The sequence below is a fragment of the Marinobacterium sp. xm-g-48 genome, assembly GCF_013282925.1.
In the GTDB taxonomy this organism is placed as follows: domain Bacteria; phylum Pseudomonadota; class Gammaproteobacteria; order Pseudomonadales; family Balneatricaceae; genus Marinobacterium_E.
The window spans coordinates 30,367-55,378 of sequence record NZ_WBYQ01000010.1; the positions used below are offsets into that span (position 1 = coordinate 30,367).

The window sequence follows — 25,012 nt, forward strand, 5'->3', positions numbered from 1 at the left end:
ACATATTGGAGTACTGACGTGGAGTGGCCGCATCTTTACCTCTTAATTCTTATTCTAGTGATCTGGGGCTTAGAGAAACGTTTCCCAAGATTTATGGAAAAACTGGAAGAGAATTTCCTTGTTCTAATCATCTTCTCGATCATGGCCGTATCCTTTGGTCAGGTTATTGCTCGCTACGCCTTCGGAACCGGTTGGTCAGCGGCACTTGAATTCAGCATGGTGATGTTCTCATGGCTGATTTTGATGGGGATGAGCTTCGGTATTAAGAATGGTACCCACTTGGGTGTCGATATCGTTCTTAATGCGGTACCTAGCAGGGTCGGTAAGTGGTTGTCGCTGTTTGCAGCTTTTGCAACGCTGATGTACGCCTTGATTCTTCTTGATAGTGCTTGGTTGGCAGCCTTGGGCGTCGATGTCCGCGGTGGTGCCATTGAGTACTGGGCTAAAATGTACAAGATCAACATCGGTGTCGAAGAGATGCGTTGGCCTGACTTCATTATGGAGTGGTTCGGCGTTAAAGAGCGTGTTCAACGTTGGTTGGTGTTGGTTATTCTGCCAATCAGTTTGGCTCTGTTGGCTTATCGCTCACTGCAGGCGTTTGTCGGTATTTGGACCGGTGCACGTCATCACCTCATTGCTGGTCACGAGGCGGAAGACCTTGTTGATGAGCACAAAGATGCACTGAAAGATTAAGGGCCTGAACTGATGGAAGCATTAATTCTATTTGCACTGGTATTGGGTCTGCTCTTTATCGGTCTTCCTGTGGGTGTGGCGCTAGGCCTATCCTCAATTCTATTTATTACTTTCTTCTCTACAGACTCATTGTCGTCTGTAGCGATTTCGCTGTTTGGTGTGGGTACACACTACACTCTTTTAGCGATCCCGTTTTTCATTATCGCGTCGTCGTTCATGTCGACCGGTGGTGTTGCGAAACGCTTGATTAACTTTGCGATTGCGTCAGTGGGGCACTTCCGTGGTGGTCTTGCGATGGCGTCAGTATTGGCCTGTATGATGTTTGCTGCACTCTCTGGTTCATCGCCAGCGACTGTTGTCGCGATCGGTACGATTGCTATCGCCGGTATGCGCCAAGTGGGTTACTCAAAAGAGTTCGCTTCGGGTGTTATCGCAAACGCGGGTACTTTGGGTATCTTGATTCCGCCCTCTATCGTTATGGTCGTTTACGCGGCATCGACGGATGTGTCGGTAGGTCGTATGTTCTTGGCTGGTGTTATTCCAGGTCTAATTGCCGGCGGTATGCTGATGCTGGCTATCTACGTGGTTGCACGTATTAAAAACCTGCCTGCAGAGGAGTGGAAAGGTTTCGGTACCATCGTTCGTGGTGGTAAGGATGCATTCTGGGGACTGTTCCTGATCGTCATCATCATGGGCGGTATCTACGGAGGCGCATTCACTCCAACAGAGGCTGCGGTTGTTGCGGCGGTCTACTCAATTATTGTTGCGCTCTTTATCTATCGCGATATGGGGCCTTTGAAAAACACGCCATGGGTACTTGAGTCGGATGCGCCACACGCGAAAGTCGGCTTCAGTGGTTCGGTTTATGGTGTGTCACTCTTCTTAGTCTGGATGATCCTGTCGTTCTTTGCGACGTCGGATCCAGATAGCACGGTAACCGCTGGCGAGCGTGCAATCTGGGGTGCTGTGGTCAGTATCGCCTTGACCATCTTCTACACCGTTAAGCGCAGTCACGCCATGAATGAGAGTTTTGCTCACTGCTTTGTTGCAGGCTTAGCGATCTGGAAACGTAACTTTGTGACTCTGATTACAGCCTTCTTCCCATCACTGTTCGGTGAAGAGAGCCGTAAGACCATGCTTGAGGGTACCAAAACCACAGTGATGCTGATGTTTATCATCGCCAATGCACTGTTGTTCGCTCACACTCTATCGGCTGAGCGTATTCCCCAGCACGTGACTGAGTGGATGCTCGATGTGGGCTTTACTTGGTGGTCATTCCTGATTGCAGTCAACATTCTGTTGTTGATCGGTGGCCAGTTCATGGAGCCATCCGGTCTATTGGTTATTGTGGCACCGGTTGTATTCCCGATTGCCATGGAGTTGGGCATCGACCCAATTCACCTAGGTATTATCATGGTAGTTAACATGGAAATCGGTATGATCACACCACCGATCAGTTTGAACCTGTTTGTAACCTCGGGGATTACAGGTATGAGCTTGTCGCGTGTCGTGAAGGCGGCCGCACCGTTTGTCGCGGTACTCTTTGTCTTCTTGATTCTTGTGACCTATGTGCCAGCGATCTCGACCTGGCTACCCTACAGCATCATGGGTCCTGAATTAGTGACCAAATAGTCCTTAATTCGACTCATTTTTTAAACGGGGATGGTTCTATGAACCCTCCCCGTTTTTGTTTAGGTAGATGGCAGGTGCTAATTAGCGCTTAAAGCTCTAAAATAAGCGCCTATTGCTATAACACTGGATATCTATGAGTCACACTGCTGTTAACAACGACGACCCCTATAAAGAGATTCGCCCCTACCGCGATGATGAAGTGGGTCAGGTTCTGTTTGATCTCCTCCACAATAATGAGTTTGTGGATGCCATTACAAAGTATCAGTTTCCTAAAGCCTCAGGTTGGGCGGGATGGTTTTTAAGGCCCATCGTCAAGCAGTATCTAGCGGCACGCATGGGTGATGTTGATACCGTTCGTGATTTTCAACAGCTTGTTGAAAGCTACATGAACAAGATGATCAAACGATCCACGACCAAGTTAAGTTGCAGTGGATTGGATAAGCTCGATAAAGAGGATGCTTATCTGTTTGTCTCTAATCATCGCGACATTGCTATGGATCCAGCGTTCGTGAATTGGATGCTCTACCATGCAGGGATGGACACAGTCCGAATTGCGATCGGTGATAACCTGCTGCGTAAGCCTTACGTGTCAGATCTGATGCGTTTGAACAAGTCGTTTATCGTCAACCGTTCTGCTAAAGGACGTGAGATGATGACGGCCTTAACTCAGCTCTCTAGTTACATCGATCACAGTGTCACCACGGGACATTCCGTCTGGATCGCTCAGCGCGAAGGGCGTGCGAAAGATGGTGACGATCGTACAGATCCAGCGCTACTGAAAATGTTCTATATGTCTCAGCGTAAGCAACGTAGCTTCTCTGAGATGGTGGAGCGACTCAATATTGTCCCAGTATCTATCGCATACGAACTAGACCCTTGTGACTCGGCTAAAGCCAATGAGTTGGCTGCCAAAGCTGAGGGCGGAACTTATGAGAAGAGTGAGTTCGAAGATATTCAGAGTATCGTCAAAGGGATTGTCGGTGACAAAGGCCGCGTTCATGTAGGCTTTGGTGAGCCTATTCGAGGTGAATTTGAATCGGCAGAAGAGCTGGCGGCAGAAATTGACCGTCAGATACACCAAAATTACCGCTTGCATGCCACCAATCTAGCCGCTGCAGGTGAAGCAACTGATGAGGGGCTGGCGTTACTTGAGTCAAGGCTGAGTCAGGTTGATGGCGCTGCTAAAGATATTTTGAAAGCGATGTACGCTAAACCGGTTTTAAACTACAACAATGCGCAAACGGAGAGCCACTGATGTCAGAGTTTACTCATATCGATGAGAAGGGTCAGGCTCGAATGGTCGATGTCTCTGAAAAAGAGGTTAGCTTCCGTGAAGCAAGAGCCTATGGTCGTGTGACCATGTTGCCAGAGACTCTCTCAATGATCGTCAATGGCGGTCATAAAAAGGGTGATGTACTGGCGACAGCACGTATTGCTGGGATCATGGCGGCTAAACGTACTTCCGACCTCATTCCAATGTGCCACCCTCTGATGCTGTCGAGTGTGAAAGTTGAGCTGACGCCGAATGAAGCAGAGAGCTGTGTTGAGATCAGCGCGATCTGCAAATTGAGTGGCCAGACGGGTGTTGAGATGGAAGCGCTGACCGCTGTCTCTGTGGCCGGTTTGACACTTTATGATATGTGTAAGGCGGTCGATAAAGGTATGGTGATCGATCAAGTCTCTCTGCAAGAGAAAAAGGGTGGTAAATCGGGCCACTGGATTGCTGAATAACAGCACTATTTTGGAAGCTACATGTTAAAAATTGTCTATTTCGCCAGTTTAAAAGATCGCATCGGTCGCTCTGAAGAGAGTATAGATCTCCCTGAAGGTATCAGTTCAGTCGACTCTTTGATTGATCATCTTTCGACAATGCACGGGGAAGAGTGGTCTTCAACCATTAATGGGTCGACGGTTTTGGTTGCGGTGAACCATGAGATGGCTGATAGAAGTGCTCCCATTAAAGAGGGTGATGAAGTCGCCTTCTTCCCGCCTGTGACAGGGGGTTGATGCAGTGACTAAGCTGATTGGGTTTGTTCGTGCGCTCTGCTATTACGCAGGCTTCTATCCAGTGACGATCGTCTGGGCATCACTCTGTCTGGTGGTTGCTCGTGCACTGCCGTTTAAACCAAGATTCTATTTTGTAACCGCGATCAATAACTTCTACATTGTTTGGCTACGAGTCTGTTGTGGCGTTAAGGTCAATGTTCAGGGGCGAGAAAACCTCCCTGCATCGGGTGCTTATGTTGCGATATCTAATCACCAGAGTGAGTGGGAGACGATCTATTTTCAGCTGTTGATCCAGCCACAGGTGGTGGTCCTTAAGCAGGAGTTACTGAAAATCCCATTTTTTGGTTGGGCGCTTGCTCTGCTAGAACCGATCGCTCTTGATCGCAGTAAACGTCGAGGCGCACTAAAACAACTGCTGGACCAAGGTAAGGCAAAATTGTCTTCGGGTGTGCCCATCCTTATTTTTCCTCAGGGTACCCGACTTCCGGTGGGTGAATTAGGTCGTTGGAATAAAGGTGGAGCTATGTTGGCTGTGAGCAGTGAAGTTCCTCTAGTCGCCATCGCTCATAATGCGGGTCGTTTCTGGCCAGGAAAGGGTTTTATTAAGCACCCTGGTACGGTTGATGTGCTTATAAGTAAACCTATCGAAACGACAGAGAGAACTGTTGAAGAAGTGCATAAGGATTCTGTAGACTGGCTTGAAGAAAGTCTTACACGCATCAAAGCATAAGGATCTATGTCACTGTTTGGATACGCCTCAATACATGGCGATGAAGGTAAAGCCCAGTTTCAGGCTCGATTGGCTGACAGTGCTCGAGTGGCCGGTATCGAGCTTGATTCAGTGGCCTTTGAAGAGACCTCTGAACCCATTCAGCTCTTAAAGATTTTGGATAAATTGAAGTCGGGCGATCTGCTTCTACTCAGTAAAGTCTATGACTTTACCCGGCTGTCGAGTGATCAGTTTGCTAAGGTTGCTCAAGTGTTGCTGGAAAAACAGATCTCAATCGCTGCGTGCGATGTCCTAGATTCGGTTATCAGCTTACGCAGTAATGACAAAGCGCGTTATCTAACCTCTCAAGTTCTGATCGAAATGATCGCACAGCAGACACAACCAGCAAAGGTGTGACTGAAGCAGCAATTACTGGTTGCACTGCCGGTTTCCCCTTTTTAAACTCATATGAATGGTTGTTGGAGTGATTCAGAGTTGTACGGCGATAAAATTAGAATTTTAGTAACCGGTTCGGAAGGGCAGATTGGCCGAGCGTTTTGTCGTGTCGCTGAAAAGCTAGAAAATATCGAAATAATCCCCGTCAACCATCGCAGTTTTGATGTGACTGATCCGGCTGCCATTGAAGCCAAATTGGCGGATGTACTTCCACATTACGTTCTTAATGGTGCCGGTTTCAATCAGGTTGATGCGGCCGATGCCCACCCAGGCAAAGCCTTTGCAATTAATGCGGATGGGCCTCTTAATCTGGCTAAAGCCTGCAGTGACCTTAGTATTCCAATTATCCATATCTCGTCTGATTACGTGTTCGATGGTCACTATGCGAGTGGCTATACTGAACTGGATGAGCCGGCTCCCTTAGGAGCCTTTGGTGAGTCAAAACTGCGCGGTGAAGAGCATGTTAGAGCTTATCAACCTAAACACATTATTCTTAGAATCAGCTGGGTATTCAGTGAGTCCGGAGTCAACTATCTGACCAAAATGCTCGATAAAGCGCGTGAGTATAAAACCATTGAAGCGGTGGATGATCGACGTGGATGCCCAACCGCTGCGCATGATGTGGCTCGAGTAATTTTGGCGATTATCCAACAGTTGGAAGAGGGTGCTGATCACTGGGGTACCTACCACTACTCCGGTGCAGAGATCACAACGCGCTACCGATTTACTGAGGCGATCATCGCTGCTGCTGGCCAATATGAGGAGCTGGCGGTTCGTAAAATTCGCCCGGTGGCTGGCGCAGAAGAGGAGGGGGCCGAACGCCCAACTTCATCCGTGCTGACCTGTAAGAAGATTTTGAATACCTTCGGTATTCGTCAACGTCCATGGCGCGTCGACCTGCAAAGACTGATTCGTGAAATCTACGGTGAAGATGGCAGTAAAGTGCCTCAACCGACGGTAGAAACCAAAGCGGAAGAGCTAGGTTCCTAGTCAATCTGCTCTAAAACGGTCGAGTCGTTTGTCTAATCGCTTAGAATCAGCGAAAATACGCGCCAATTCTGAGCGACGGCTCTTTTCAATTTTCTAGAAGAACGATTCATGTCAAACGCAGTTCACGATCAAGTGGCTAACCGCCGCACTTTTGCAATCATCTCCCACCCTGATGCCGCCCAGCCTTTCAACGCTTAAAATCACCTTTCATTGCACACCACAATCACATCTCTACGTACTGAATTTAAAGGCTTTTTGTCTTTTTCTCGTTTATTTGCTTTTCAATGATGTTCAAGCGTAACCTCGGAAAGTGTGTACAAACTTGAGTACAAATTCCGTTTTAGAGGCCTTTGGCGAAAATTCGAGTTATGGTCATTTCTGGTGTACGGGAAGGTAGAAAGGATGGCGTATCCTGTTGATTGATCACGCCAGATCAACAACCAACAGAAGGTGATACGCCATGGCCAAGTCTACCCTGAAGACTCTTCCACAACCAGAAAAAGACGTTATTGATCCGCTGACCGAGCTGCTGCGGACTGGGGCACGGGAGCTGATCGCACAGGCCGTCGAGGCCGAGCTTCAGGCGCTTCTGGATCAGCATGCCGAGCACCGGCTCCCGGATGGCCGTCAGGCCGTCGTGCGCAATGGCTATTTGCCTGAGCGTACTGTCCAGACCGGCATCGGCAATGTCGACATCAAGGTGCCGAAAGTACGGGATCGGAGTGGTTCCGGGGTTCGCTTCAACAGCACCTTGCTGCCGCCGTACCTGAAGCGAGCCCGGAGTGTGGAGGAAGTGCTTCCCTGGCTGTACCTGAAGGGTGTGAGCACCGGCGATTACCAAGAGGCACTGGCCGCGTTGCTGGGTGATCAGGCCAGGGGCTTGTCGGCCAACACCATCAGTCGCTTGAAGCAGCACTGGATCGATGAGCACCGGGAGTGGTGTCAGCGAGATCTGAGCCAAAGCCGCTACGTGTACTGGTGGGCCGACGGCGTATACAGCAACGTGCGCATGGATGACCGCCTCTGCCTGCTGGTGATCATCGGCGTGACGGAGCATGGGCGCAAGGAGCTGGTTGCGGTTGAGGACGGCTACCGCGAGTCGGAGGCCAGTTGGTCAGAGCTCCTGTCAGGGCTTCGGGCCCGAGGCCTGACGACCAGCCCGAAGCTGGCCATCGGCGACGGCGCTTTGGGCTTCTGGAAAGCGCTGGCCAAGTGCTATCCGGACACCCGCCATCAGCGCTGCTGGGTGCACAAGAGCGCGAACATCATGTCCGCGCTGCCAAAGTCGGTGCAACCGAAGGTCAAGGCGGCGCTGCATGAGATCTGGATGGCCGAGACGCAGGACGAGGCGCACAAGGCATTTGACCGGGCGCTGGTACGCTTTGAGTCGAAGTATCCCGGCGCCATGGAACGGCTGCGCAAGGATCGTGAGGAGCTGCTGGCGTTCTACGACTTCCCGGCAGAACACTGGGTCCATATCCGGACGACCAATCCGATCGAATCGACGTTTTCGACGGTGCGCCTGAGAAGCAAGAGAGCGCGGAACTGCGGCTCCCGAGAGACCACGCTGGCGATGGTCTACAAGCTACTGGAAACCGCGCAGAAGCGCTGGAAACGGATCAAGGGATTTGATCTGCTGGCCCTCGTGGTCAACAACGTGAAATTCAAGGATGGGGAACAAGTACAGGATCAGTCAGACAGGATACGCCATCCTTCTATCTCCCCGTACACCAGAAATGACCATAACTCTGAATCAGGGCTGGATTGTGCAAAACAGACGATAGTCAGTGGATAACTGTTGATTAAATGGTCTTCTCCCTCCCTCGGAGCACATTCGAATGATGTGCCCCATAATGTAACAAGAGCGTCACAGTGAATACGGGAGTACATGTTATGACTGATCAACAACATACTGTCGGTATTGATCTGGCAAAAAACAGCTTCTACATCGTTGTAGTCGATAAATCCTGTCGCGTTGTTGAAAAGAAGAAGCGCACGCGCAGCCAGTTGGTGAGTTATATCGCCCAACGGCCGGAGTCAACAATTGCTATGGAAGCCTGTGCCAGTTCTCATTACTGGGCTCGAACGCTCACGCAGTTAGGCCATAACGTTGTTCTGTTGCCAGCGCAGCATGTGAAAGGTTATTCCCGTGGACAGAAAAACGATTACAACGATGCCCAAGCGATTGCTGAAGCCTGTCATCATGGGGCTATACGGCCGGTGCTGCCAAAGACAGTTGATGAACAAGACGACTCCACTTTCGCACGCATCCGGCAGCAACTGGTGCATGATCGTACCCGTTTAGCCAATCACATACGCGGCATTCTGGCTGAATATGGAATCGTATTGCCTGTTGGTTTGCACATACTGAAACGGAGCCTCCCCGAGATCCTGGAAGATGCAGATAATCAATTGACCTATCGAATGCGGCTGCTGCTGTCTCGACAGCGAGAGAGGCTGATGGCACTAGACGAGGAGGTCGACTGGTACGATGAGCAGTTAAAACAATCGGTCGAAAAGGATAGTGCCTGTCAACGTATGCTTGCGATCCCGGGAGTCGGTGATATTGTCGCTCATGCCCTGAAACAGTGGATGGGGAACGGTCAGCAGTTCAGTAAAGGCCGAGATGCCTCCGCGGCCCTGGGTTTGGTACCACGACAGCACAGTACGGGTGGTAAAGCACGGTTAATGGGTATCTCGAAACGCGGTGACGCGCGGGTGCGCAGCGCAGTGATTCACGGGGCGCGTGCAGTGGTATCGAGAGCGAGCAAGAAAGATGACCCATTGAGTCGCTGGATTCAACGCCTCGTTGAGCATAGGGGCTTTAATCGAGCGGTGGTTGCCTATGCTAATAAAATGGTGCGATTCGCCTGGGTGTGTGTCGCCAAAAAAGAGCGCTTCCTCATCAGGCATGCTGCCGCTGCATGAATCTGACTTGTAAGGCTATTTAAGGAGCTGACCACCCAAGGTTTGCGTTAACCATGACATGATGAATAACAGGTCAAACCGACATACTTGAAAGCTTGCAGAGTTCGTTGGTGATTGAAAACACCGTACTGTCGATAAAGCCGAGTATGTGCGAATGCTTCATCTGGGTCCGAAGCGATCATTGAGCTTCATCTGAGACCGAATATACGACAGCAGCCTTTTTATCTGGCATGGTTTGCAAGACGGGAGAAGACCATATACGAACTCGGGTGTTTATTCAGCGTCAGTACTCCACACGAGCAATCAGTCCCGTGCCGACGAATAACAACAGGACGGCCCATGTGGAGTCGAGGAAGGAATCGACCGGCATCAGAATTTCCTTCCTACAGTGATCGTTCCGTAGACCGGGATTTCGTTTTGTCCCCGGAATTCGCGTGTGCGGTGGTAGCGGGCTATCGCGATGCGCCAATTGCCCTGGGTAATCGCGACGCCGTAGCCGACATCCGCCACGAGTGACCGTTTATCCACGCTATGGCTGGACTTGAAGGTATTGCCGTCCAACGTGATGTCGTGCAGAACCCAGCGAGCGTCTAGCGCCACGAAGAGGTGGGCGTTCCAGTTGCCGCCAGCGGTCGTGCGCACGGGCGCGGTGTTTTCTCCGGCAGGCCGCAGCGGTGCCGTGCCTAAATCATCCGGCAGGCGCAGGCCATAGCGCAGTTCTCCACCTACATTCGCGTAGGTGGCGAAATTGCCGAAGCTGCCGCCCCAGTGGCGGGTCAGATCCCAGCCCCAACCGCTGACGTTTTCTTGCCTGAAGACTCGCGTTCGGCGTTCGTGCAGCAACTGCAGCACAGGTTCGTCGCGCAGTTGGTGTCTCCAGCCATTGAATTTGTCCACTCCGATGGTGTCATGCCACCAGTTCTGGGTTTGCCTGGCCTGGGAGGAGGGGCCCACAACACCGACGCGGATTTGTGAGGTGCGCAGCGTATCGCCGCGCCGCGCGTTGTAGCCGAGGCTCAACATCATTGCGCCGGCGAAAGGGCGGTCGTCTTTGATCAGATCGCTGCGCGTTTTGTCGCTCGGGGTGTACATCATCTGCCCGAAGCCGATGGTCATGTTCTGTTCGTCAAAACCCTCGGGTTGCAGCACCGTGAGAAAACGATTCAGCCCACGGACGAGACGGGGTAGGCAAGGGTCATCGCGATAGTCCACAAGGTTGGGGGAGACCCAGCTGACGAGAAACCCGTTGGAGTACCCTTGGTCTTGTCCAATGCCGCCGAACATGTCGTTGTCGATCCGCAGATTGAGCGTTCCCGTTGAGCGCAGCGGGTTGTCCTGGTGGCAGGATTGGGCCTGTGCGGAGGCGCTCAGCAATAGCAGCAGCAAGGGGGCTGCGACTTTCAGCCTCCATTCAGTTTGGTCGGTGGACTGAACCTTCGTCACGCTGGCGTGCCACCCTGCCCAGGGGTTGCAGTCGCAATGACCGATTGGGGCTGGCGCACCAGCATCACCGGAACTGGTGCGATGCGAGCGAGCTGCTCGGCATCGCTTCCCATCAGCAGCCTGTCCACGCCCCGGCGTCCGTGAGTACCCAACACCACCAACTCGCATTGAGTGGTCAGTGCCTGCTGAGCGATGAGCACCGAGACGCGCTCGCCCTTGCTTTCCAGAAGGACGGTCTCAACCGCCAGGCCTTCCTGCCTCAGCCGCAGCGCCGCCTCGTCCAGCAGCTTCTGCCCGGCCGCCAGGAAGCCCGGCCTCACTTCTTCAATATAGATCCTCGGCCTCTCGAAGCCGTTGCTGTGCTTCATCTCCTCGATGACGTGCAGCAAGACGATGGTTGCGCCATTCAGGCGTGCCAGCACCGCAGCGTGGTGGAGCGCCAAATTGGCGGTAGGACTTCCGTCGAGCGGAACCAGCAGTCTTGAGTACATGAATATCTCCAGTTATCAGAGTAGGACGGGGTGCCGAACAGATATTGCGCATACCGTGTCGCAATAGCGGACGCGGTATGCGCTTATTCAGCTGCGTACATATTTCCCCGGGGCGTCGCAAATAGTGGGATATCCACGGGATTCGGCCCCCATGAGCGGAGGCGCAACACCTTCACCAGAGCGCTCTCGAAGCCATGCTGACCATGCCGGCCACCACGAATCTAGATGCGTCTGTGCAGTGGCTTGCCACTCGTCCGGCGCCATGTACCCCTCATTCACGGCGCGCGTATGGATTTGATACTGGCGCTTGCCTCGGCCAGGCTCGCTCACGATGCCGCCGTTGTGCCCTCCGGTGGTCAATACAGAGGCGCAACTGCAGTTCCAGGTTCGCCTTGAACAGGTTGAGAGGGATGGTTTCATTGCTCATGGTCAAACTCCTTACTGGGTTGAGTGCCCACTCGGGCGATCAAACGATCAGGCCATCTGGCCGATCGTTTTGCGAAAGCGTGCCAACGACAGGAAAAACAGCACCGTGCCGATCAGGGCCAGCGCCAGGAACGGCTGCCATACCGTCTCCAGGCCCGCGTCCCGGTAAAGGATGGCCTGGCTCAGTTCCACGAAATGGGTGGTGGGTGCGATCAGCATGATGTTCTGCACGATCTCGGGCATGCTTTCGCGGGGCGTGTCGCCGCCGGATAGCATCTGGAGCGGCAGGATGGTCAGCATCATCAGCATGCCGAACTGCGGCATGTTGCGCGCCAGCGTGGCGATGAATATGCCCATGGAGGTGGTGGCGAACAGGCTGAGGGCCGCGCCGGCGAAGAACAACACAATGGAGCCCTCGATGGGCACGCCCAGGATGCCGCGCACCATGAGGTTGAGGGACAGGAAGGAGGCGATCAGCACGACCAGGGCCATCGACCAGACCTTGGAGAGCATGATCTGCGCGGGTGTAACCGGCATCACCAGCAGGTGCTCGATGGTGCCGTGCTCGCGCTCCCGGATCAGCGCTGCGCCGGTCAGGATGATGGACAACAGCGTGATGTGGTTGATGATCTGCACCACCGAGCCGAACCAGGCCTTGTCCAGTGCCGGGTTGAAGCGTGCGCGCAATGCCAGATCCACGGGTGGCGCGTCGGTGCCGCGGTAACGCTTGACGAACTCATTGACTTCGCCGGTGAAGATCTGCTGGATATAGCCACTGCCGGTGAAGGCCTGGCTCATGCGGGTGGCGTCGACATTGAGCTGCACGGCAGGCGATCGCCCCGCCAGCACGTCGCGCTGGAAGTTGGGCGGAATGACCAGAGCGAAGGTGTACAGCCCCGCGTCCATGCCCGGGTCCACGTCCCCATAGTCGATCATGGCCGGTGGCGTGAACTGCGGGGGGTAGAAGGCCGAGGCAACCCGCTGGGACAGCGCCGAATTATCCTCGTCGACGATGGCGATGGGCGCGTTGTGCAGCGTCTCCGGCATGGACGTGGCCTTGGTGTAGACCGACGCGGTGAACACATAGACGATGAGCACAAGCATCATCGGATCGCGCCAAAGACTCCACAGCTCCTTGACACCAAGGTCGTAGATGTTGGCCAGGTTTCTTCTGCGCATCTCAACGCTCCTGCTTCTTGAGTAGCAAAACAGCCACGCCGAGAATGACCGGAACCGAAATGAGCATCGACCACAGCGGCCCCGTCAGGTCGGCCAGGCCGAGTGATTTGTTGAACACGCCACGGCTGATGGAGATCATGTGCGTGGCGGGGTAGATCTCGCCGATGAACTTGCTGGAGCCTTCAAGCGAGGACACGGGCTCCCTCAGGCCGGCGAACTGGGTGGCCGGAATGATGGTGCCGATCATGGCAAAGAACATGGCGGCGATCTGGCTGCGCGTGACGGCCGAGGCCAGCAGCCCCATGCCTGTCGCGGCGAAGGAGAAGATCAGCGCGGCCAGCGACAGGGTGAAGAAGCTGCCCGTGACCGGCACACCGAAGACGGTGACCGCGAGCAGGCTCATCAGCAGGAAGTTCACCATGGCCAGACCGACATAGGGCAGTTGCTTGCCAAGCAGGAACTCGATGCGCGTGACCGGCGTCACGTAGAGATTGGTGATCGAGCCCGTCTCCTTCTCGCGCACCACCGCCAGCGCGGTCAGCATCGCCGGCAGCATGAGCAACAACAGAGGAATCACGGCCGGTACCATGGCCGGCAGGCTCTTGACATCGGGGTTGTAGCGAAAGCGCGTCTCGACGCTGGCATTCCCGGCTACGCTGGCGCCGCCGCGCTCGCTGGCCTGTGCCAACAGCCAGTGCTGGTGCATGCCCTGAACGTAGCCCTGGACGGTTTCCGCGCGTTGTGGCATGGCGCCATCGATCCAGGCACCGATCTGCACGTTCTGGCCTCGCAACACATCGCGAGAGAAGCCAGGGGGGATCTCAATGGCCAGCGACAGTTCGCCGCTGCGCATGCGCCGGTCAAGATCGTCGTAGTCGACGATCGGCGCGTGCTCGGTAAAGTAGCGCGAGCCGGCCAGGTTCAACGTGTAGCTCTGGCTTAGCGTGGTCTGGTCGCGATCGAGCACCGCGTAGCTCAGGTCCTCGACGTCCATGGTGATGCCGAAACCGATCACGAACATCAGCAGTAGCGAACCGCCCAGCGCCAAGGTGGCGCGGACCGGGTCCCGCTGCAGTTCCAGCGTTTCGCGCCACAGATAGCTGAACATGCGCTGCAAGCTGAATCCGCCAGAGCGGTGCCCACCGTGTTCAGCGGGCACCGCGGATGGCTGATCGTCCTGGTCGGCGGCGGCCTGAGGCTGACTGGCCGGGGTGGCCGGAGTGGCCGCGCCGCCCTCGGCTTCGACGAGGTAGCCGATGAACGCCTCTTCAAGGGTTTTGGCGCCGCGCTTCTCGACCAGTCTGGCAGGCACATCGCTGTCGAGCACCTTGCCTGCATGCATCATCGACATGCGGTCGCAACGCTCGGCCTCGTTCATGAAGTGGGTGGAAATGAAGACCGTCACCCGGTCGCGCCGCGACAGCTCGATGAGCAGCCGCCAGAACGCGTCGCGCGCCACCGGATCGACGCCGGAGGTCGGTTCGTCCAGAATCAGCAGCTCGGGCTTGTGCACCATGGCAACGGCCAGCGACAGGCGCTGGCGTATGCCCAGAGGCAGACTGGCCGGCAGGCTGTCGATGACGTCCACCAGCCCGAAGCGCTCCACCATCTCATCGACGCGAGCAGGAATGTCCTCCGGGGACACACTGAAGAGCTTGGCGTGCAACTCCAGGTTCTGGCGTACCGTGATTTCGCTGTAGAGCGAGAACGCTTGGGACATGTAGCCGACGCGGCGGCGGGTGTCCAGGTCATGCGGATCGACTTCGTGGCCGAACAGCCAGGCCCGGCCCTCGCTCGCCGGCAGCAGGCCGGTGAGCATCTTCATGGTCGTGGACTTGCCGCACCCGTTGGAACCGAGGAAGCCGAAGATCTCACCGCGCCGGATACGGAAGGAGACACTGTCGACAGCGACGAAGTCGCCGAAGCGCATAGTGAGCTCCTGGGCTTCGATGGCAATGTCATCCGCTCCGTCATCAGGCAGCGGAGGAATGACCACCGCCTGGTGCCCACGCTTTTTCTCTTCCGGCAGCAGGCGGATGAATGCCTCTTCCAGGTTCGGGCTGCCTGTTCTTGCCAGCAATTCCTTCGGCGTGCCGGTGGCGAGGACCTTGCCGTCGTCGATGGCGGCCAGCCAGTCGAAGCGCTGGGCCTCATCCATGTAGGCCGTGGCCACAATCACGCTCATGCCGGGGCGATCGGCGCGGATACGCTCAATCAGATCCCAGAACTGCGCGCGCGCCAGCGGGTCCACGCCAGTCGTCGGCTCATCGAGAATCAGAAAATCCGGGTCATGAATCAGCGCGCAGCACAGGCCGAGTTTTTGCTTCATGCCCCCGGACAGCTTGCCTGCCGGGCGCTCCAGGAATTTGAACAGGCCAGTGGCCTGGGTGAGCTCATCGATCCGCTGGCGGCGCTCTGCGGCGCCATGACCGAACAGGCGCGCGAAGAACTGCAGATTCTCCTCGACCGAGAGCGTCGGATACAGGTTTTTGCCCAGTCCCTGCGGCATGTAGGCGATGCGCGGGCACACTTTATTGCGATGGGCCTTGCTGGCCATGTCGCCACCCAGCACCTCGACCGTGCCCTCCTGGATGATGCGCACACCCGCCAGCAATGAGAGCAGACTGGATTTGCCCACGCCGTCGGGGCCGATCAGGCCGACCATCCGTCCGGCGGGAATGTCCAGATCGATGCCATCCAGGGCGATGACGTCGCCGTAACGCAAGCGCACCTGACGGACGCTTGCAACGGTCGTGGGCTGCGCACTCGCACTGTGGCTCATACCTTACTCCGGCACGCGAACGGAGAGGTTTTGAGGCCACTCGGCATTGGCGTCGAGTTTGATCCAGGCCAGGCCGGGCAACCCGGTCTTGACCTGATTGAGGTGCTCACGCAGCAACTCCTGCGAAATCTGCGCACGCACGCGAAACATCAGTTTCTGCCGTTCGCTGGCGGTTTCCACCGTTTTGGGGGTGAACTGCGCCACACTGGCGACGAAGGAAACGGTCGCTGGAATAACAAACTCCGGCGCGGCATCCAGAATGATGCGGACCTCGGAACCCAGCGCGACGCGGCCGGCCACGGTCTCGGGCAGGAAGAAGGTGATGTAGACGTCCGACAGGTCGATAAGATTCAGGACGCGTCCGCCCGCTCCCAGCACCTCGCCGGGTTGCGCCACCCGCACCTGCACCCGACCGTCACGCGGCGAGCGCAGTTCGCTATCTCGTATGTCGGCTTCGATGCGGTTGATGCTGGCCGTGGCAGCGGACACGCTGGACCTTGCACCTACGAGCTGCGCCTTGGCGGCCTCGACCGCGGCGCGGGCAGCGGCGGTCTGTGCTTTGCTGGCCGCGAGCGTCGCCTGTGCGCCCCGCACGCGCGCCCGGTCATCGTCCAACTCTTGTATCGAGGCGGCGCCTTCTTGGGATAATGTCTGCGAACGTTTCAGCCGCCGTTGCGCGGCATCGAGCTCCGACTCGCGCTGGCCGACGAGTGCCTGCGCCGCAACCACGTCGGCTTCACGCAGCGCCACCTGGGCCTGTGCTGCGGTCACCGAGTGCTCGGCCTGTTCACGCATGGCGAAGGCTTCGTCGCGCTGCGCCTCAAGCGTTTCCAGTTGCATCCTGGCCAGTGGCTGGCCCGCTGAGACGAAATCGCCTTCACGGACCAGAATGTCTTCGATACGTCCGGGCAGCTTGGTGGCGATGTCGATCTCCGTGGCTTCGATGCGGCCATTGCCGTTGACGAATCCTTCGCCGGGGCCGGTATCGGCAAACTTCGTCCAGCCCCACCAGGCCAGCGCGACAACAACAGCTGCGGCGGCAACAACCAGGAGTTTTTTCTTGAGAGAGGATGAGACAGTCATAGGTTTCGCGTGCCTTAACGGGTTGATGGGGTGGAAGCGGGCGTCGAGGTCGCACTCTGCGCCTGGCCGGTTGCGGTGAGGGTGCCGCCGCCGAGCGCGGCATACAGTGCCACCTGGCTAGACAGCAGCGCACGGCGCGCCTGCACCAGTTGTTGTCCGGCATCCAGCAGATCGCGTTGGGCGTCCAGCACCTCCAGGAAAGCGGCCGAGCCGTTGTCGTAGCGCAACTGGGCCAGCCGCGCGCGTTCGCTTTGCGCTTCCAGATTGGCCCGCTGGATCGTCAATTGCTCAGCCAGCCAGTACTTGGCGCTCAGTGCATCGGCCACCTCGCGAAAGGCCGTTTGAATGGTCTTCTCGTAGCCGGCAACGGCGATGTCACGACGCACTTCGCTCAGTTCCAGGTTGGCGCGCCGCCGCCCGCCATCGAAGATGGGCAGCGACAAGGTAGGCATGAAGGTCCAGGCGCGGCTGCCGGAATCGAACAGGCCGTCAAGATCGGAACTGGCCGTGCCGAAGCTGCCGGTCAGCGCAATGCGCGGCAAGAACGCCGCACGGGCCGCGCCGATGTTGGCATCGCCGGCACGCAATTGGTGTTCGGCGGAAATGATGTCCGGGCGACTGATCAGCAGCTCCGAGGGCAGGCCGGCCCGGAGTTCGGCCAGCACCGTTGTTTCATCGAAGGGTGCCTTGGTGGGCAGCGGGCCAGGATCGGCACCTACCAGCAGTGCCAGCGCGTGCAGTTGCGTGGCGCGTGCTTGCTCAAGCTGGGTTAGCAGCGCCTGAGCATGGTTCAGCAAAGTTTGGACTTGAGTGAGGTCCAGCTTCGAGGTCGAGCCGACTTCAACGCGGCGCCGGAAAATGCGATAGGACTCCTCGCGGGTCGCGACGGTTTGACGGGCGATAGCCACGCGTTCGTCTATCTCGCGCAAGCCAAGATAACCGTCGGCCACCTGGGCGATTAGCGCCAGGTGGACGGCCTGGCGGGCCGCGTCGGAAGCCAGCCAGCTTTGCAGGGCGGCGTCTTCCAGGTTGCGGACCCGGCCCCACAGATCCAGCTCCCAGGTGCTCAAACCCACCTCGGCCCGATATTCGCCGCCCACCTGCGACCGGCCCGACATGTTCAGATCGCCAGGGACGCGGGCGCGTCCACCCTGGGCACCCACTCCCACGGCAGGAAATCGATCCGAGCGCTGAATGCGGAATGCGGCGCTGGCTTCCTCGACACGCAGCGCGGCCAGGCGCAGATCGCGGTTGTTCTCCAGCGCGGTCTCGATGAGGCGTTGCAGCAAAGGGTCCGTGAAGTAGGCCTGCCAGGCAAGTTCTCCCGCGTGGGCACCCTCGGTGCTCGATTCAAGATGACCAGGCCAAACCTCGGGTACCGGCAGCGGCGGGGTATCAGGAGCAGGAGCGAGCGACATGCAGCCGGTCAATGCCACGGCGCTCAGTGCCAGTGAGCCAGCGCGCAGTCTGAAATCAGGAAATAAGGGAAAAGCTGGAGGCAAGGTCACGTTCCGTACGGGGTTTGGGCTGAATGGGGTCTGGTTGGAGAGGCGGAGAGACGGTAGCCGCCCACGCAATGGGGGGGCGTGGCTGATGTCCACGATCCGTCCGTTCTTTACTCGCAAGCGTTATCAAGCCCACGCCATCTCCTTATTGATGTGTGCACACCCATGCCTCTTTCGGCTGGTTGATGAGGTGCTCTTCCTGTTTCACTTCCAGCGTTTCGGGTTCGTCCGCGTCCCTACGGCATCTCGCATCATGAGTTTTAAAAGCAACCCACTGGACGGTTGTTTATGATTATACGTTACAATCCCAGATTTGCAATTAGCAGTTCACTAGGCACTGCACGCCAGTCAGTTGGAACTGCTCAGCCTGGGCTGACCATGCGCCCATGGTGGAACCGGTGACCAGCCCATGGGACAATCCAGTCAATTTTTGAACAGGGACCTTTGTATGCCAACCAACAAAGACGACGTACCAGGCAAGCGCCGCTATCTGTCTTCTGTGGCCAGGAGAGAGGAAATATTGGATGCGGCGTTGATCGAGTTTGCGGATCGGACATACAACGCCGTGTCAATGGAGCGCCTGGCGGAATGCGCAGGCTTGTCCAAGGCTGGTATCTACGCCCACTTCAAAAGCAAGGAAGAAATTTTTCATGCCTTGCTCGAACGCACGACAAAGCAGATTTGCGATTTCCAGGGCTGGCTCCTGGATGAAGATCTGACGTTGCCAGAGCTGGTAGATGTCTACCTGGATCGCCTATACGCGACCTTTAGCTCCCCTGCCACGATGTCGATTTACCGGCTGCTTCTGGCCGAAAGCGCCAGAACACCAGAGCTGGTGCAGCGTTGGCACAACGAAGTTGCTCACGGACTGAAAGAGCGGGCGCAGCTCATCATCCAACGCAACATAGACCGGGGGATTGTTCGTCCGGGTGTCTTGACCGAGCACTTTTTCCCGCTGGCGCTCGCTCCCGCACTGCTATGGCTGAACTCGTCAATGCTATCCAGGGGAAACCCTTCCATAGAGCTCGTGCAGGTACGAGATGCGCATCGGCAGCTGCTGCTTGAGCTCTTGCAGCCTTGATGAGCAAGGTAAGGCAAAAAGCCAGACACCTCCCTGTGCGACTGGTGACCGGGGTTGCGGTGCTACTGCTGACTGCATGGGGTGCACTGGCTCTATGGCATCAGGTGCCGCAGCCGGCTGTTCGCTGGTTCACCCTCGCGCTGTGGGCGGCCGCGGGACTGTCGATGGTGGCGGCGCTGACAGGTCTGCTCAGCCGCAAGTCATGTAATTTCACGGCAGTGGTATTCGTAAGCGCCGTCGCTATTCTGGCGGCGTGGTGGAGCACCCTGCAGCCCTCGCACCACCGCCTATGGGCTGACGATGTCGCCCAGTTGCTGGAGGCCAGGATCGACGGCGATCATGTTCAACTGAAAAATGTACGCAACTTCGAATGGCGCAGTGAAACCGATTACACGCCGCGTTGGGAGAACCGTACCTACGACCTTACCCGCCTGCGTAGCGCCGATCTGGTACTTTCCTACTGGATGGGGCCGCACATTGCGCACACACTGGTGTCGTTCGGCTTCGACGGTGGCGAGCGGGTGGTGTTCTCACTGGAAATACGCAAGGAGCGCCACGAGTCCTTCTCGGCGATCGGCGGATTCTTCCGTCAGTTCGAGCAGATCCTGGTAGCCGCCGATGAGCGCGACATTGTGCGTACGCGCAGCAATGCGCGAGGCGAGGCCGTTTATCTCTATCGGTTGCAGATGAGTCAGGCGAATGTCCGCGCGTTGTTTCTGGAGTATCTGCACGCGGCCAATGAACTGCGGCGCACACCGCGCTTTTACAACACCTTGACCAGTAACTGCACGACCATCGTATTCGAGCTGGCTCGGCTCATTGCGCCAGCGTTGCCGGCGGACTATCGCCTGCTGCTGTCCGGACACTTTGCGGAATACATCCATGACCTGCACGGATTGACGCCCGGCCATCGCTACGCAGAACTGCAGGCACTGGGGCACATCAACGAACGCGCACTGGCCTCTGACGCATCAGGAGACGACTTCTCGATGTCGATTCGACAAGGTGTGCCCGGCGTGCCGGCCGACGAGGTATCTCCATGAGGTTCCAGCAGTCTTGCCGCATGGCAGTGTGGCTCGTCATTGCCCCGCTGTTGCTGGGGGGCTGCTCGATCCTGCGTGAGTTCGGCCCAGTGGTTGAGGTTCATACACTGGATGCGGGCGAGGCCATCGAACTCAAGCGCGGCGATATCCTGACACGCGGCAAACTCAGCGAGGCGACGACCCAGACCATCAGGGTGGCGGCATTGGATGCGCAGGCTTGCGCAAAACCGATCTCAGCGGATTGCGTCGAGGCCCTGGCCGCCGTGACCGGCGTTGCCGCGGATCGACGCCTGGCTGCACTGTCCGAACTGTGGCTGGCGCAGGCTCAGGCCATGAAGCCCGGATCAGAGCAGCAAGCCGCCTGGCTTGAGACCATTCGTTATGCCTATGCCTACCTGTTCTTCGGTGACCATACGCCTGGGGAGCGAGCCTTCGAGGATCGCCAGACGCAAGTGCGGGATTGGTATAACTATGCGGTCGAACGTGCCGCCACCGGGATGTTCGAGGTTCGGCAACAAATGTCTACGCAGTTGCCAGCGCAGACCCGCTGGAACATTGCAGGCTGGGAGCTGCAGCTGGATATGCGCAGCGCGCGCTTGCCGGGCAGTACGGCGGTGCCAGCCGAACTCCTGCCAGCCTCGTCCCTGTCTTTCCGCGGACTGCGCAGCCTCTACCGGCGCGACGGTTTCGGCGCCGAGCTGGTGGCGGTCATGCCGGACGAACCCCTGACTTCCGCCCCCACCCGGGATGGCCGTCCAGCGGCCAAACGCAATCAGCAGCCTCTACCCTGGAGCGAGATGCCCGCGCCGTCCATGACGATTCTGCTGCACCCGGACGGAGACGACCTGGACAGCGTGCTGCATACCCGCACTGTCCGTTTGACGGTGCATGACCCCTATGTGGAGTCGGCCATCATGCTGCGCGGGCAGCGCGTACCGCTGGCGGCCAATTTCACCGCCGGCTACGGACTGTGGCTGGCCCGCGCCAACTTCAACCGGCAGTCGCTGCGCAGCCTGCTTGGGCGCGAGGGTGGAATCGACCGTCCGCACGTCTACCTGATGCAGCCCTACGATCCGAACCGACGGATCATCGTCATGCTGCACGGACTGGCCAGTAGCCCGGAAGCCTGGGTGGAACTCGCCAACGAAATCCTGGGCGATGAGGCGCTGCGCCAGCATTACCAAATCTGGCAGGTCTACTACCCGACCAATCTGCCGATCGCATTGAACCACGCGATGATTCGCAGAGCGCTCGGGGATACGCTGGCGCATTTCGATCCTTCCGGCCAGGCGCCGGCATCGTCCGACCTTGTACTGGTGGGGCATAGCATGGGCGGGGTCATCGCGCGGTTGATGGTGTCGTCAACCGACCAGTCGCTGGTGCAGCTGGCTGCGGATCGCAGTCGGCTGACGCCGCAGCAGATCAAACGCATAGATCCGATGTTGCGTTTCGAGCCCTTCCCGCATGTCAGCCGCGCCATCTTCATCGCAGCACCGCACCGGGGCACGTCGGTCGCAGGTGGACGCCTGGGGCGCTGGATGGCGGGATTCATTCGCTTCCCCGTTACGGTGCTCGAAGAACTCGCCCACACACTAGCACCCAATGCGGCGGCCAGCAGCCACGAAAGCCTGGGGCATATCCCCAATAGCGTCGACAACCTCGACGAGAACGATCCTTTTGTGCGCGCGGCGGCGGACTTTCCCATCTCGGCTCAGGTGCGCTATCACTCGATCCTGGCGCAGACCAATGCCGACGTGCCGCTTGAGGATTCCGATGACGGCCTGGTACCATACCGCAGCGCCCACCTTCCCGGTGCAGAATCTGAGAAAGTCATAATTTCGGGACACAGCGTGCAACAGAACGCGGCTGCGGTACTGGAGATCCAGCGTATCCTCAAAGACGACATGGCTCTGCAGGAAGAGCATTTCATGCAGCCATAGGCAACTGCCATCTTCTGTACGCAGCCAAGCTGATTTGGGCAGGCTGCTATCTTTCAGGTGGGCGAAGTGCATTCATCTGTAATGTGCAAAGAGCATCAGACTTATGTCAGGGAGCTAGGGGAATGGGATGGAATCCCCCTCCTATGGCATTTCCCTAGCGGGCGGTGTTGCGGGTACAATTTTGGGGGCGGGGAAGCAAGGCGATGAATATTGAAGCCTCCGGTATCGGCCTAATCATTATTGTTCTGGTGATGGCGTTGGTAACATTGGTGACCCGCTGGGTGGCGTCTACATAATCTCGTTTGTACCAATCGGGTGCCGCGTTAAGCAGTTTATCCAAGCAATGTCTGGTTCGGTGCTGGTGGCTATTATAGCGCCAATGGCAGTAACTGGAGATGCTGGAGCCAAACTCGCCCTACTCATTACCGCATTCCTCATGTTTATACTGAAAAAACCGTTGCCCGCCATTGCGGCAGGCATCGTGACGGCGGCTGTATACCGGCAGTTGTAGTCACCCGCTAAGGTCCGTTATGTGCGCTAGCCAGGCCAACCTGTCAGTGATGCTGAAGTTGGCCCAGAGCAGACATTATGCGTGCGGTGAATCAAGCGGGCTAAGGAAGGTGTGATCAAGTCCGCCACATGGGATAATGCTGACTGCACATGATCGAGGACGCATAAGATGGATCAGCAACTTACATTCGCGGACAGCGAGTTCAGCAACAAGCGCCGTCAGACCCGCAAGGAGAAGTTCCTTGGCCGAATGGACAAGCTGATTCCATGGGCGCGTCTCGAAGCCGTTATCGAGCCCCACTATCCCAAGGCTGGAAACGGCCGTCGGCCTTACCCCTTGTCCACCATGTTGCGCATTCACTGCATGCAGCAGTGGTATAACCTCAGTGATCCAGCAATGGAAGATGCGCTGTACGAGATTGCCTCAATGCGGCTGTTTGCAGGCTTGTCACTGGATAAAGCCATCCCCGATCACACCACCATTCTGAAGTTCCGGCACTTACTCGAACGCCACGGTCTGACCCGACAGATTTTTCAAGAGGTGAACCAATGGCTCTCTGAGGCCGGTGTCCTTCTGAAAGAGGGCTCACTGGTTGATGCCACTATCATCGAAGCCCCCAGCTCCACCAAGAACAAAACGGGCGAGCGTGATCCGGAGATGCATCAAACCAAAAAAGGCAATCAGTGGCACTTTGGCTTGAAAGCTCATATAGGCGTGGATGCCCGCACCGGCATCACACACAGTTTCAGCACAACTGCCGCAAACGAACACGATCTCAATCAGGCTGGCCAGCTACTGCACGGTGAAGAAGCATTCATCTTTGCTGATGCGGGTTACCGGGGCGCCGAAAAGCGAGACGAGCTGAAAGATGTCAGTGCGGACTGGTACATCGCTGAACAGCCAGGGAAGCTGAAGACCCTGAAAAAACACCCTCGGATCAATAAGGTCAGAATCCGCACCGAGTATCTGAAAGCCAGCATCCGTGCGAAAGTTGAGCATCCGTTTCGGATCATCAAATGCCAGTTCGGCTTCGTAAAAGCCCGTTACCGTGGCCTGAAGAAAAACGACAGCAAGCTGGGCCATGCTGTTCGCGCTGGCCAATGTTGTGCGGGTGGACCAGATGTTGAGAGCACAGGGTTAATCCGTCTGTACTGCCTGAAAAGGCGGTTGCAGTCGGTTAAGAAGGGGCGGTTGTGCGCATTTTATGCGCCCCAGCACAGAGAAAATGCAGTTTTAATGGCACTGAAGGGACTTGTTCATACGTTCCCTAACGTCCCGAAGCGGACATTAAGTGTGCCATGCGCGTTACAGCGAAAACAAACACCGTACCTCCTCTCCACATTGGGAGAAGGCCTTCTTAAAGCGAACTTCTGAGCGTTTTGACCAATAAATTATGGAGCTGATCGACGGCTGCATTTCCGTGCGACGCCAGGCTTCGGTATACAGATACCTCCATAGGCTCCAATGGCCCTAAACCATGCTCACTTCCCAGAACCTCCAAATGAGGAGGGGCACTACAACGCGTCAGTACAGCAATCGCGAGGCCACTTTCAACAGCAGCAATTTGTCCAGCAAGGCTTGAACTATTGTACACAACTCGATAACGCCGTCCCTGCAAAGACAATGAGTTGATAGCACTGCGTTTGGCTAGGCTTGTGCTTTCGTAAACCGCTATGGGAAGCGGATCTCGCCTCCATATCCGAAACTCAGATGAGCCGACCCACACCATCGGTTCATAGAACAATAGCGTGCCGTGTCGGGGATGTTCCCGAGACACAAGTGCGAGATCTAGGTCACCGTTCTCAACCCGTGGAATCAGAGCGGTGGATTGCTCACAAAACAGCTCAATTTCAACCCCTCCATGATGGGTGTTAACGCCGATGTAATACTGACCCCCTGACGCCGAGGCAAAATTGACCCCCTGGGCGATAATGGCGGTTTTGAGCCGCCGAGATGTTGACCCAGGAGCAAGCAGTGGAGATCAAAGGGCACCTCGAAAAACCTCCCTCACAGCACCGGTAGCCCTGTGATAGCATCAAGCAACCACTAACACCCGATAGATCAGTACCATGAAGAAGCGTAGCGCAATCAAAAACGACCTCTTTGCCAGCGA

At 56.6% G+C, this 25,012-nt stretch carries 21 protein-coding genes and 1 pseudogene; 15 read left to right on the forward strand and 7 right to left on the reverse strand.

Features of this window, described 5'->3' with window-relative positions; genetic code table 11:
- Positions 1-18: 18 nt before the first annotated feature.
- The 10 genes and pseudogenes from XMG48_RS11550 (at position 19) to XMG48_RS11595 (ending at position 9,415) form a co-directional block, all read left to right on the forward strand.
- Positions 19-693: a TRAP transporter small permease gene (locus XMG48_RS11550; protein WP_371731479.1), complete on the forward strand. Its 675-nt coding sequence runs from the start codon at positions 19-21 to the stop codon at positions 691-693.
- A 12-nt stretch (positions 694-705) separates the two neighbouring features.
- Positions 706-2,325, forward strand: a complete 1,620-nt coding sequence (locus tag XMG48_RS11555) for a TRAP transporter large permease (protein WP_173482229.1) — start codon at positions 706-708, stop codon at positions 2,323-2,325.
- A 133-nt stretch (positions 2,326-2,458) separates the two neighbouring features.
- Entirely contained in the window at positions 2,459-3,580 is a 1,122-nt protein-coding gene (locus XMG48_RS11560) for a 1-acyl-sn-glycerol-3-phosphate acyltransferase (protein ID WP_173482230.1), read from the forward strand.
- The gene (moaC, locus tag XMG48_RS11565) at positions 3,580-4,056 is read left to right on the forward strand and encodes a cyclic pyranopterin monophosphate synthase MoaC (protein ID WP_173482231.1); all 477 of its coding nucleotides are present in this window, start codon (positions 3,580-3,582) and stop codon (positions 4,054-4,056) included. The genes XMG48_RS11560 and moaC overlap by 1 nt, the downstream gene beginning before the upstream one ends.
- A gap of 21 nt (positions 4,057-4,077) precedes the next feature.
- Complete coding sequence (gene moaD, locus XMG48_RS11570; protein ID WP_173482232.1) at positions 4,078-4,332, forward strand: molybdopterin converting factor subunit 1; 255 nt, start codon at positions 4,078-4,080, stop codon at positions 4,330-4,332.
- 4 nt (positions 4,333-4,336) lie between these two features.
- Positions 4,337-5,062 carry a lysophospholipid acyltransferase family protein gene (locus tag XMG48_RS11575; protein ID WP_173482233.1) on the forward strand — a complete coding sequence of 242 codons (726 nt, stop codon included), beginning with the start codon at positions 4,337-4,339 and terminating at the stop codon, positions 5,060-5,062.
- Between the two features lie 6 nt (positions 5,063-5,068).
- Positions 5,069-5,458 carry a hypothetical protein gene (locus tag XMG48_RS11580; RefSeq protein ID WP_173482234.1) on the forward strand — a complete coding sequence of 130 codons (390 nt, stop codon included), beginning with the start codon at positions 5,069-5,071 and terminating at the stop codon, positions 5,456-5,458.
- 78 nt (positions 5,459-5,536) lie between these two features.
- Positions 5,537-6,487 (forward strand): dTDP-4-dehydrorhamnose reductase, encoded by a 951-nt coding sequence (gene rfbD / locus XMG48_RS11585; protein ID WP_173483429.1) that lies wholly within the window; start codon positions 5,537-5,539, stop codon positions 6,485-6,487.
- A gap of 460 nt (positions 6,488-6,947) precedes the next feature.
- Positions 6,948-8,189: pseudogene (locus XMG48_RS11590) on the forward strand (IS256-like element ISMaq7 family transposase); the annotation flags it as partial.
- A 191-nt stretch (positions 8,190-8,380) separates the two neighbouring features.
- On the forward strand, positions 8,381-9,415 hold the full coding sequence (locus tag XMG48_RS11595; RefSeq protein WP_173482236.1) for an IS110 family transposase: 1,035 nt from the start codon (positions 8,381-8,383) through the stop codon (positions 9,413-9,415).
- Between the two features lie 369 nt (positions 9,416-9,784).
- On the opposite strand, the gene XMG48_RS11600 is transcribed toward XMG48_RS11595, so the two are convergent.
- From XMG48_RS11600 to XMG48_RS11625, 6 genes are all read right to left on the reverse strand, one after another.
- Positions 9,785-10,858 carry a lipid A deacylase LpxR family protein gene (locus XMG48_RS11600; protein ID WP_173482237.1) on the reverse strand — a complete coding sequence of 358 codons (1,074 nt, stop codon included), beginning with the start codon at positions 10,856-10,858 and terminating at the stop codon, positions 9,785-9,787.
- Positions 10,855-11,349 carry a universal stress protein gene (locus XMG48_RS11605; RefSeq protein WP_173482238.1) on the reverse strand — a complete coding sequence of 165 codons (495 nt, stop codon included), beginning with the start codon at positions 11,347-11,349 and terminating at the stop codon, positions 10,855-10,857. Before XMG48_RS11605 ends, XMG48_RS11600 begins: the two co-directional genes overlap by 4 nt.
- Positions 11,350-11,823: 474 nt before the next feature.
- On the reverse strand, positions 11,824-12,954 hold the full coding sequence (locus XMG48_RS11610) for an ABC transporter permease (RefSeq protein ID WP_173482239.1): 1,131 nt from the start codon (positions 12,952-12,954) through the stop codon (positions 11,824-11,826).
- Position 12,955: 1 nt separating this feature from the next.
- Positions 12,956-15,736 carry a ribosome-associated ATPase/putative transporter RbbA gene (gene rbbA / locus XMG48_RS11615; RefSeq protein WP_173482240.1) on the reverse strand — a complete coding sequence of 927 codons (2,781 nt, stop codon included), beginning with the start codon at positions 15,734-15,736 and terminating at the stop codon, positions 12,956-12,958.
- Between the two features lie 3 nt (positions 15,737-15,739).
- Positions 15,740-16,819 (reverse strand): HlyD family secretion protein, encoded by a 1,080-nt coding sequence (locus XMG48_RS11620; RefSeq protein WP_173482241.1) that lies wholly within the window; start codon positions 16,817-16,819, stop codon positions 15,740-15,742.
- Positions 16,820-16,833: 14 nt separating this feature from the next.
- Positions 16,834-18,255, reverse strand: coding sequence for an efflux transporter outer membrane subunit (locus XMG48_RS11625; protein ID WP_371740542.1), 1,422 nt, complete (start codon positions 18,253-18,255; stop codon positions 16,834-16,836).
- 517 nt (positions 18,256-18,772) lie between these two features.
- Between XMG48_RS11625 and XMG48_RS11630 the strand changes: the two genes are divergently transcribed.
- The 5 genes from XMG48_RS11630 (at position 18,773) to XMG48_RS11650 (ending at position 24,040) form a co-directional block, all read left to right on the forward strand.
- Positions 18,773-19,405, forward strand: coding sequence for a TetR/AcrR family transcriptional regulator (locus tag XMG48_RS11630; protein ID WP_173482243.1), 633 nt, complete (start codon positions 18,773-18,775; stop codon positions 19,403-19,405).
- Entirely contained in the window at positions 19,405-20,448 is a 1,044-nt protein-coding gene (locus XMG48_RS11635; RefSeq protein ID WP_015879511.1) for a DUF4105 domain-containing protein, read from the forward strand. The genes XMG48_RS11630 and XMG48_RS11635 overlap by 1 nt, the downstream gene beginning before the upstream one ends.
- Positions 20,449-20,468: 20 nt before the next feature.
- Entirely contained in the window at positions 20,469-22,388 is a 1,920-nt protein-coding gene (locus XMG48_RS11640) for a triacylglycerol lipase (RefSeq protein WP_254443666.1), read from the forward strand.
- Between the two features lie 343 nt (positions 22,389-22,731).
- On the forward strand, positions 22,732-22,899 hold the full coding sequence (locus XMG48_RS12240) for a hypothetical protein (protein ID WP_371731478.1): 168 nt from the start codon (positions 22,732-22,734) through the stop codon (positions 22,897-22,899).
- Between the two features lie 168 nt (positions 22,900-23,067).
- Positions 23,068-24,040, forward strand: a protein-coding gene (locus tag XMG48_RS11650) for an IS5 family transposase (protein ID WP_371731477.1) whose coding sequence is annotated in 2 segments (ribosomal slippage) — positions 23,068-23,964 and positions 23,966-24,040 — 972 coding nt in all. Because the reading frame shifts where the segments join, the coding sequence is not laid out codon by codon here.
- Between the two features lie 216 nt (positions 24,041-24,256).
- On the opposite strand, the gene XMG48_RS11655 is transcribed toward XMG48_RS11650, so the two are convergent.
- Complete coding sequence (locus tag XMG48_RS11655; RefSeq protein ID WP_256368489.1) at positions 24,257-24,874, reverse strand: LysR substrate-binding domain-containing protein; 618 nt, start codon at positions 24,872-24,874, stop codon at positions 24,257-24,259.
- Positions 24,875-25,012: the final 138 nt, after the last annotated feature.

What these genes read in the sequence shown, in the direction of transcription:
- XMG48_RS11555 (WP_173482229.1), top strand. Translation starts at nt 706, where the DNA reads ATGGAAGCATTAATTCTATTTGCACTGGTATTGGGTCTGCTCTTTATC.
- XMG48_RS11560 (WP_173482230.1), top strand. Translation starts at nt 2,459, where the DNA reads ATGAGTCACACTGCTGTTAACAACGACGACCCCTATAAAGAGATTCGC.
- moaC (WP_173482231.1), top strand. Translation starts at nt 3,580, where the DNA reads ATGTCAGAGTTTACTCATATCGATGAGAAGGGTCAGGCTCGAATGGTC.
- moaD (WP_173482232.1), top strand. Translation starts at nt 4,078, where the DNA reads ATGTTAAAAATTGTCTATTTCGCCAGTTTAAAAGATCGCATCGGTCGC.
- XMG48_RS11580 (WP_173482234.1), top strand. Translation starts at nt 5,069, where the DNA reads ATGTCACTGTTTGGATACGCCTCAATACATGGCGATGAAGGTAAAGCC.
- XMG48_RS11595 (WP_173482236.1), top strand. Translation starts at nt 8,381, where the DNA reads ATGACTGATCAACAACATACTGTCGGTATTGATCTGGCAAAAAACAGC.
- XMG48_RS11605 (WP_173482238.1), bottom strand. Translation starts at nt 11,349, where the DNA reads ATGTACTCAAGACTGCTGGTTCCGCTCGACGGAAGTCCTACCGCCAAT.
- XMG48_RS11610 (WP_173482239.1), bottom strand. Translation starts at nt 12,954, where the DNA reads ATGCGCAGAAGAAACCTGGCCAACATCTACGACCTTGGTGTCAAGGAG.
- rbbA (WP_173482240.1), bottom strand. Translation starts at nt 15,736, where the DNA reads ATGAGCCACAGTGCGAGTGCGCAGCCCACGACCGTTGCAAGCGTCCGT.
- XMG48_RS11620 (WP_173482241.1), bottom strand. Translation starts at nt 16,819, where the DNA reads ATGACTGTCTCATCCTCTCTCAAGAAAAAACTCCTGGTTGTTGCCGCC.
- XMG48_RS11630 (WP_173482243.1), top strand. Translation starts at nt 18,773, where the DNA reads ATGCCAACCAACAAAGACGACGTACCAGGCAAGCGCCGCTATCTGTCT.
- XMG48_RS11635 (WP_015879511.1), top strand. Translation starts at nt 19,405, where the DNA reads ATGAGCAAGGTAAGGCAAAAAGCCAGACACCTCCCTGTGCGACTGGTG.
- XMG48_RS11640 (WP_254443666.1), top strand. Translation starts at nt 20,469, where the DNA reads ATGGCAGTGTGGCTCGTCATTGCCCCGCTGTTGCTGGGGGGCTGCTCG.
- XMG48_RS12240 (WP_371731478.1), top strand. Translation starts at nt 22,732, where the DNA reads ATGTCTGGTTCGGTGCTGGTGGCTATTATAGCGCCAATGGCAGTAACT.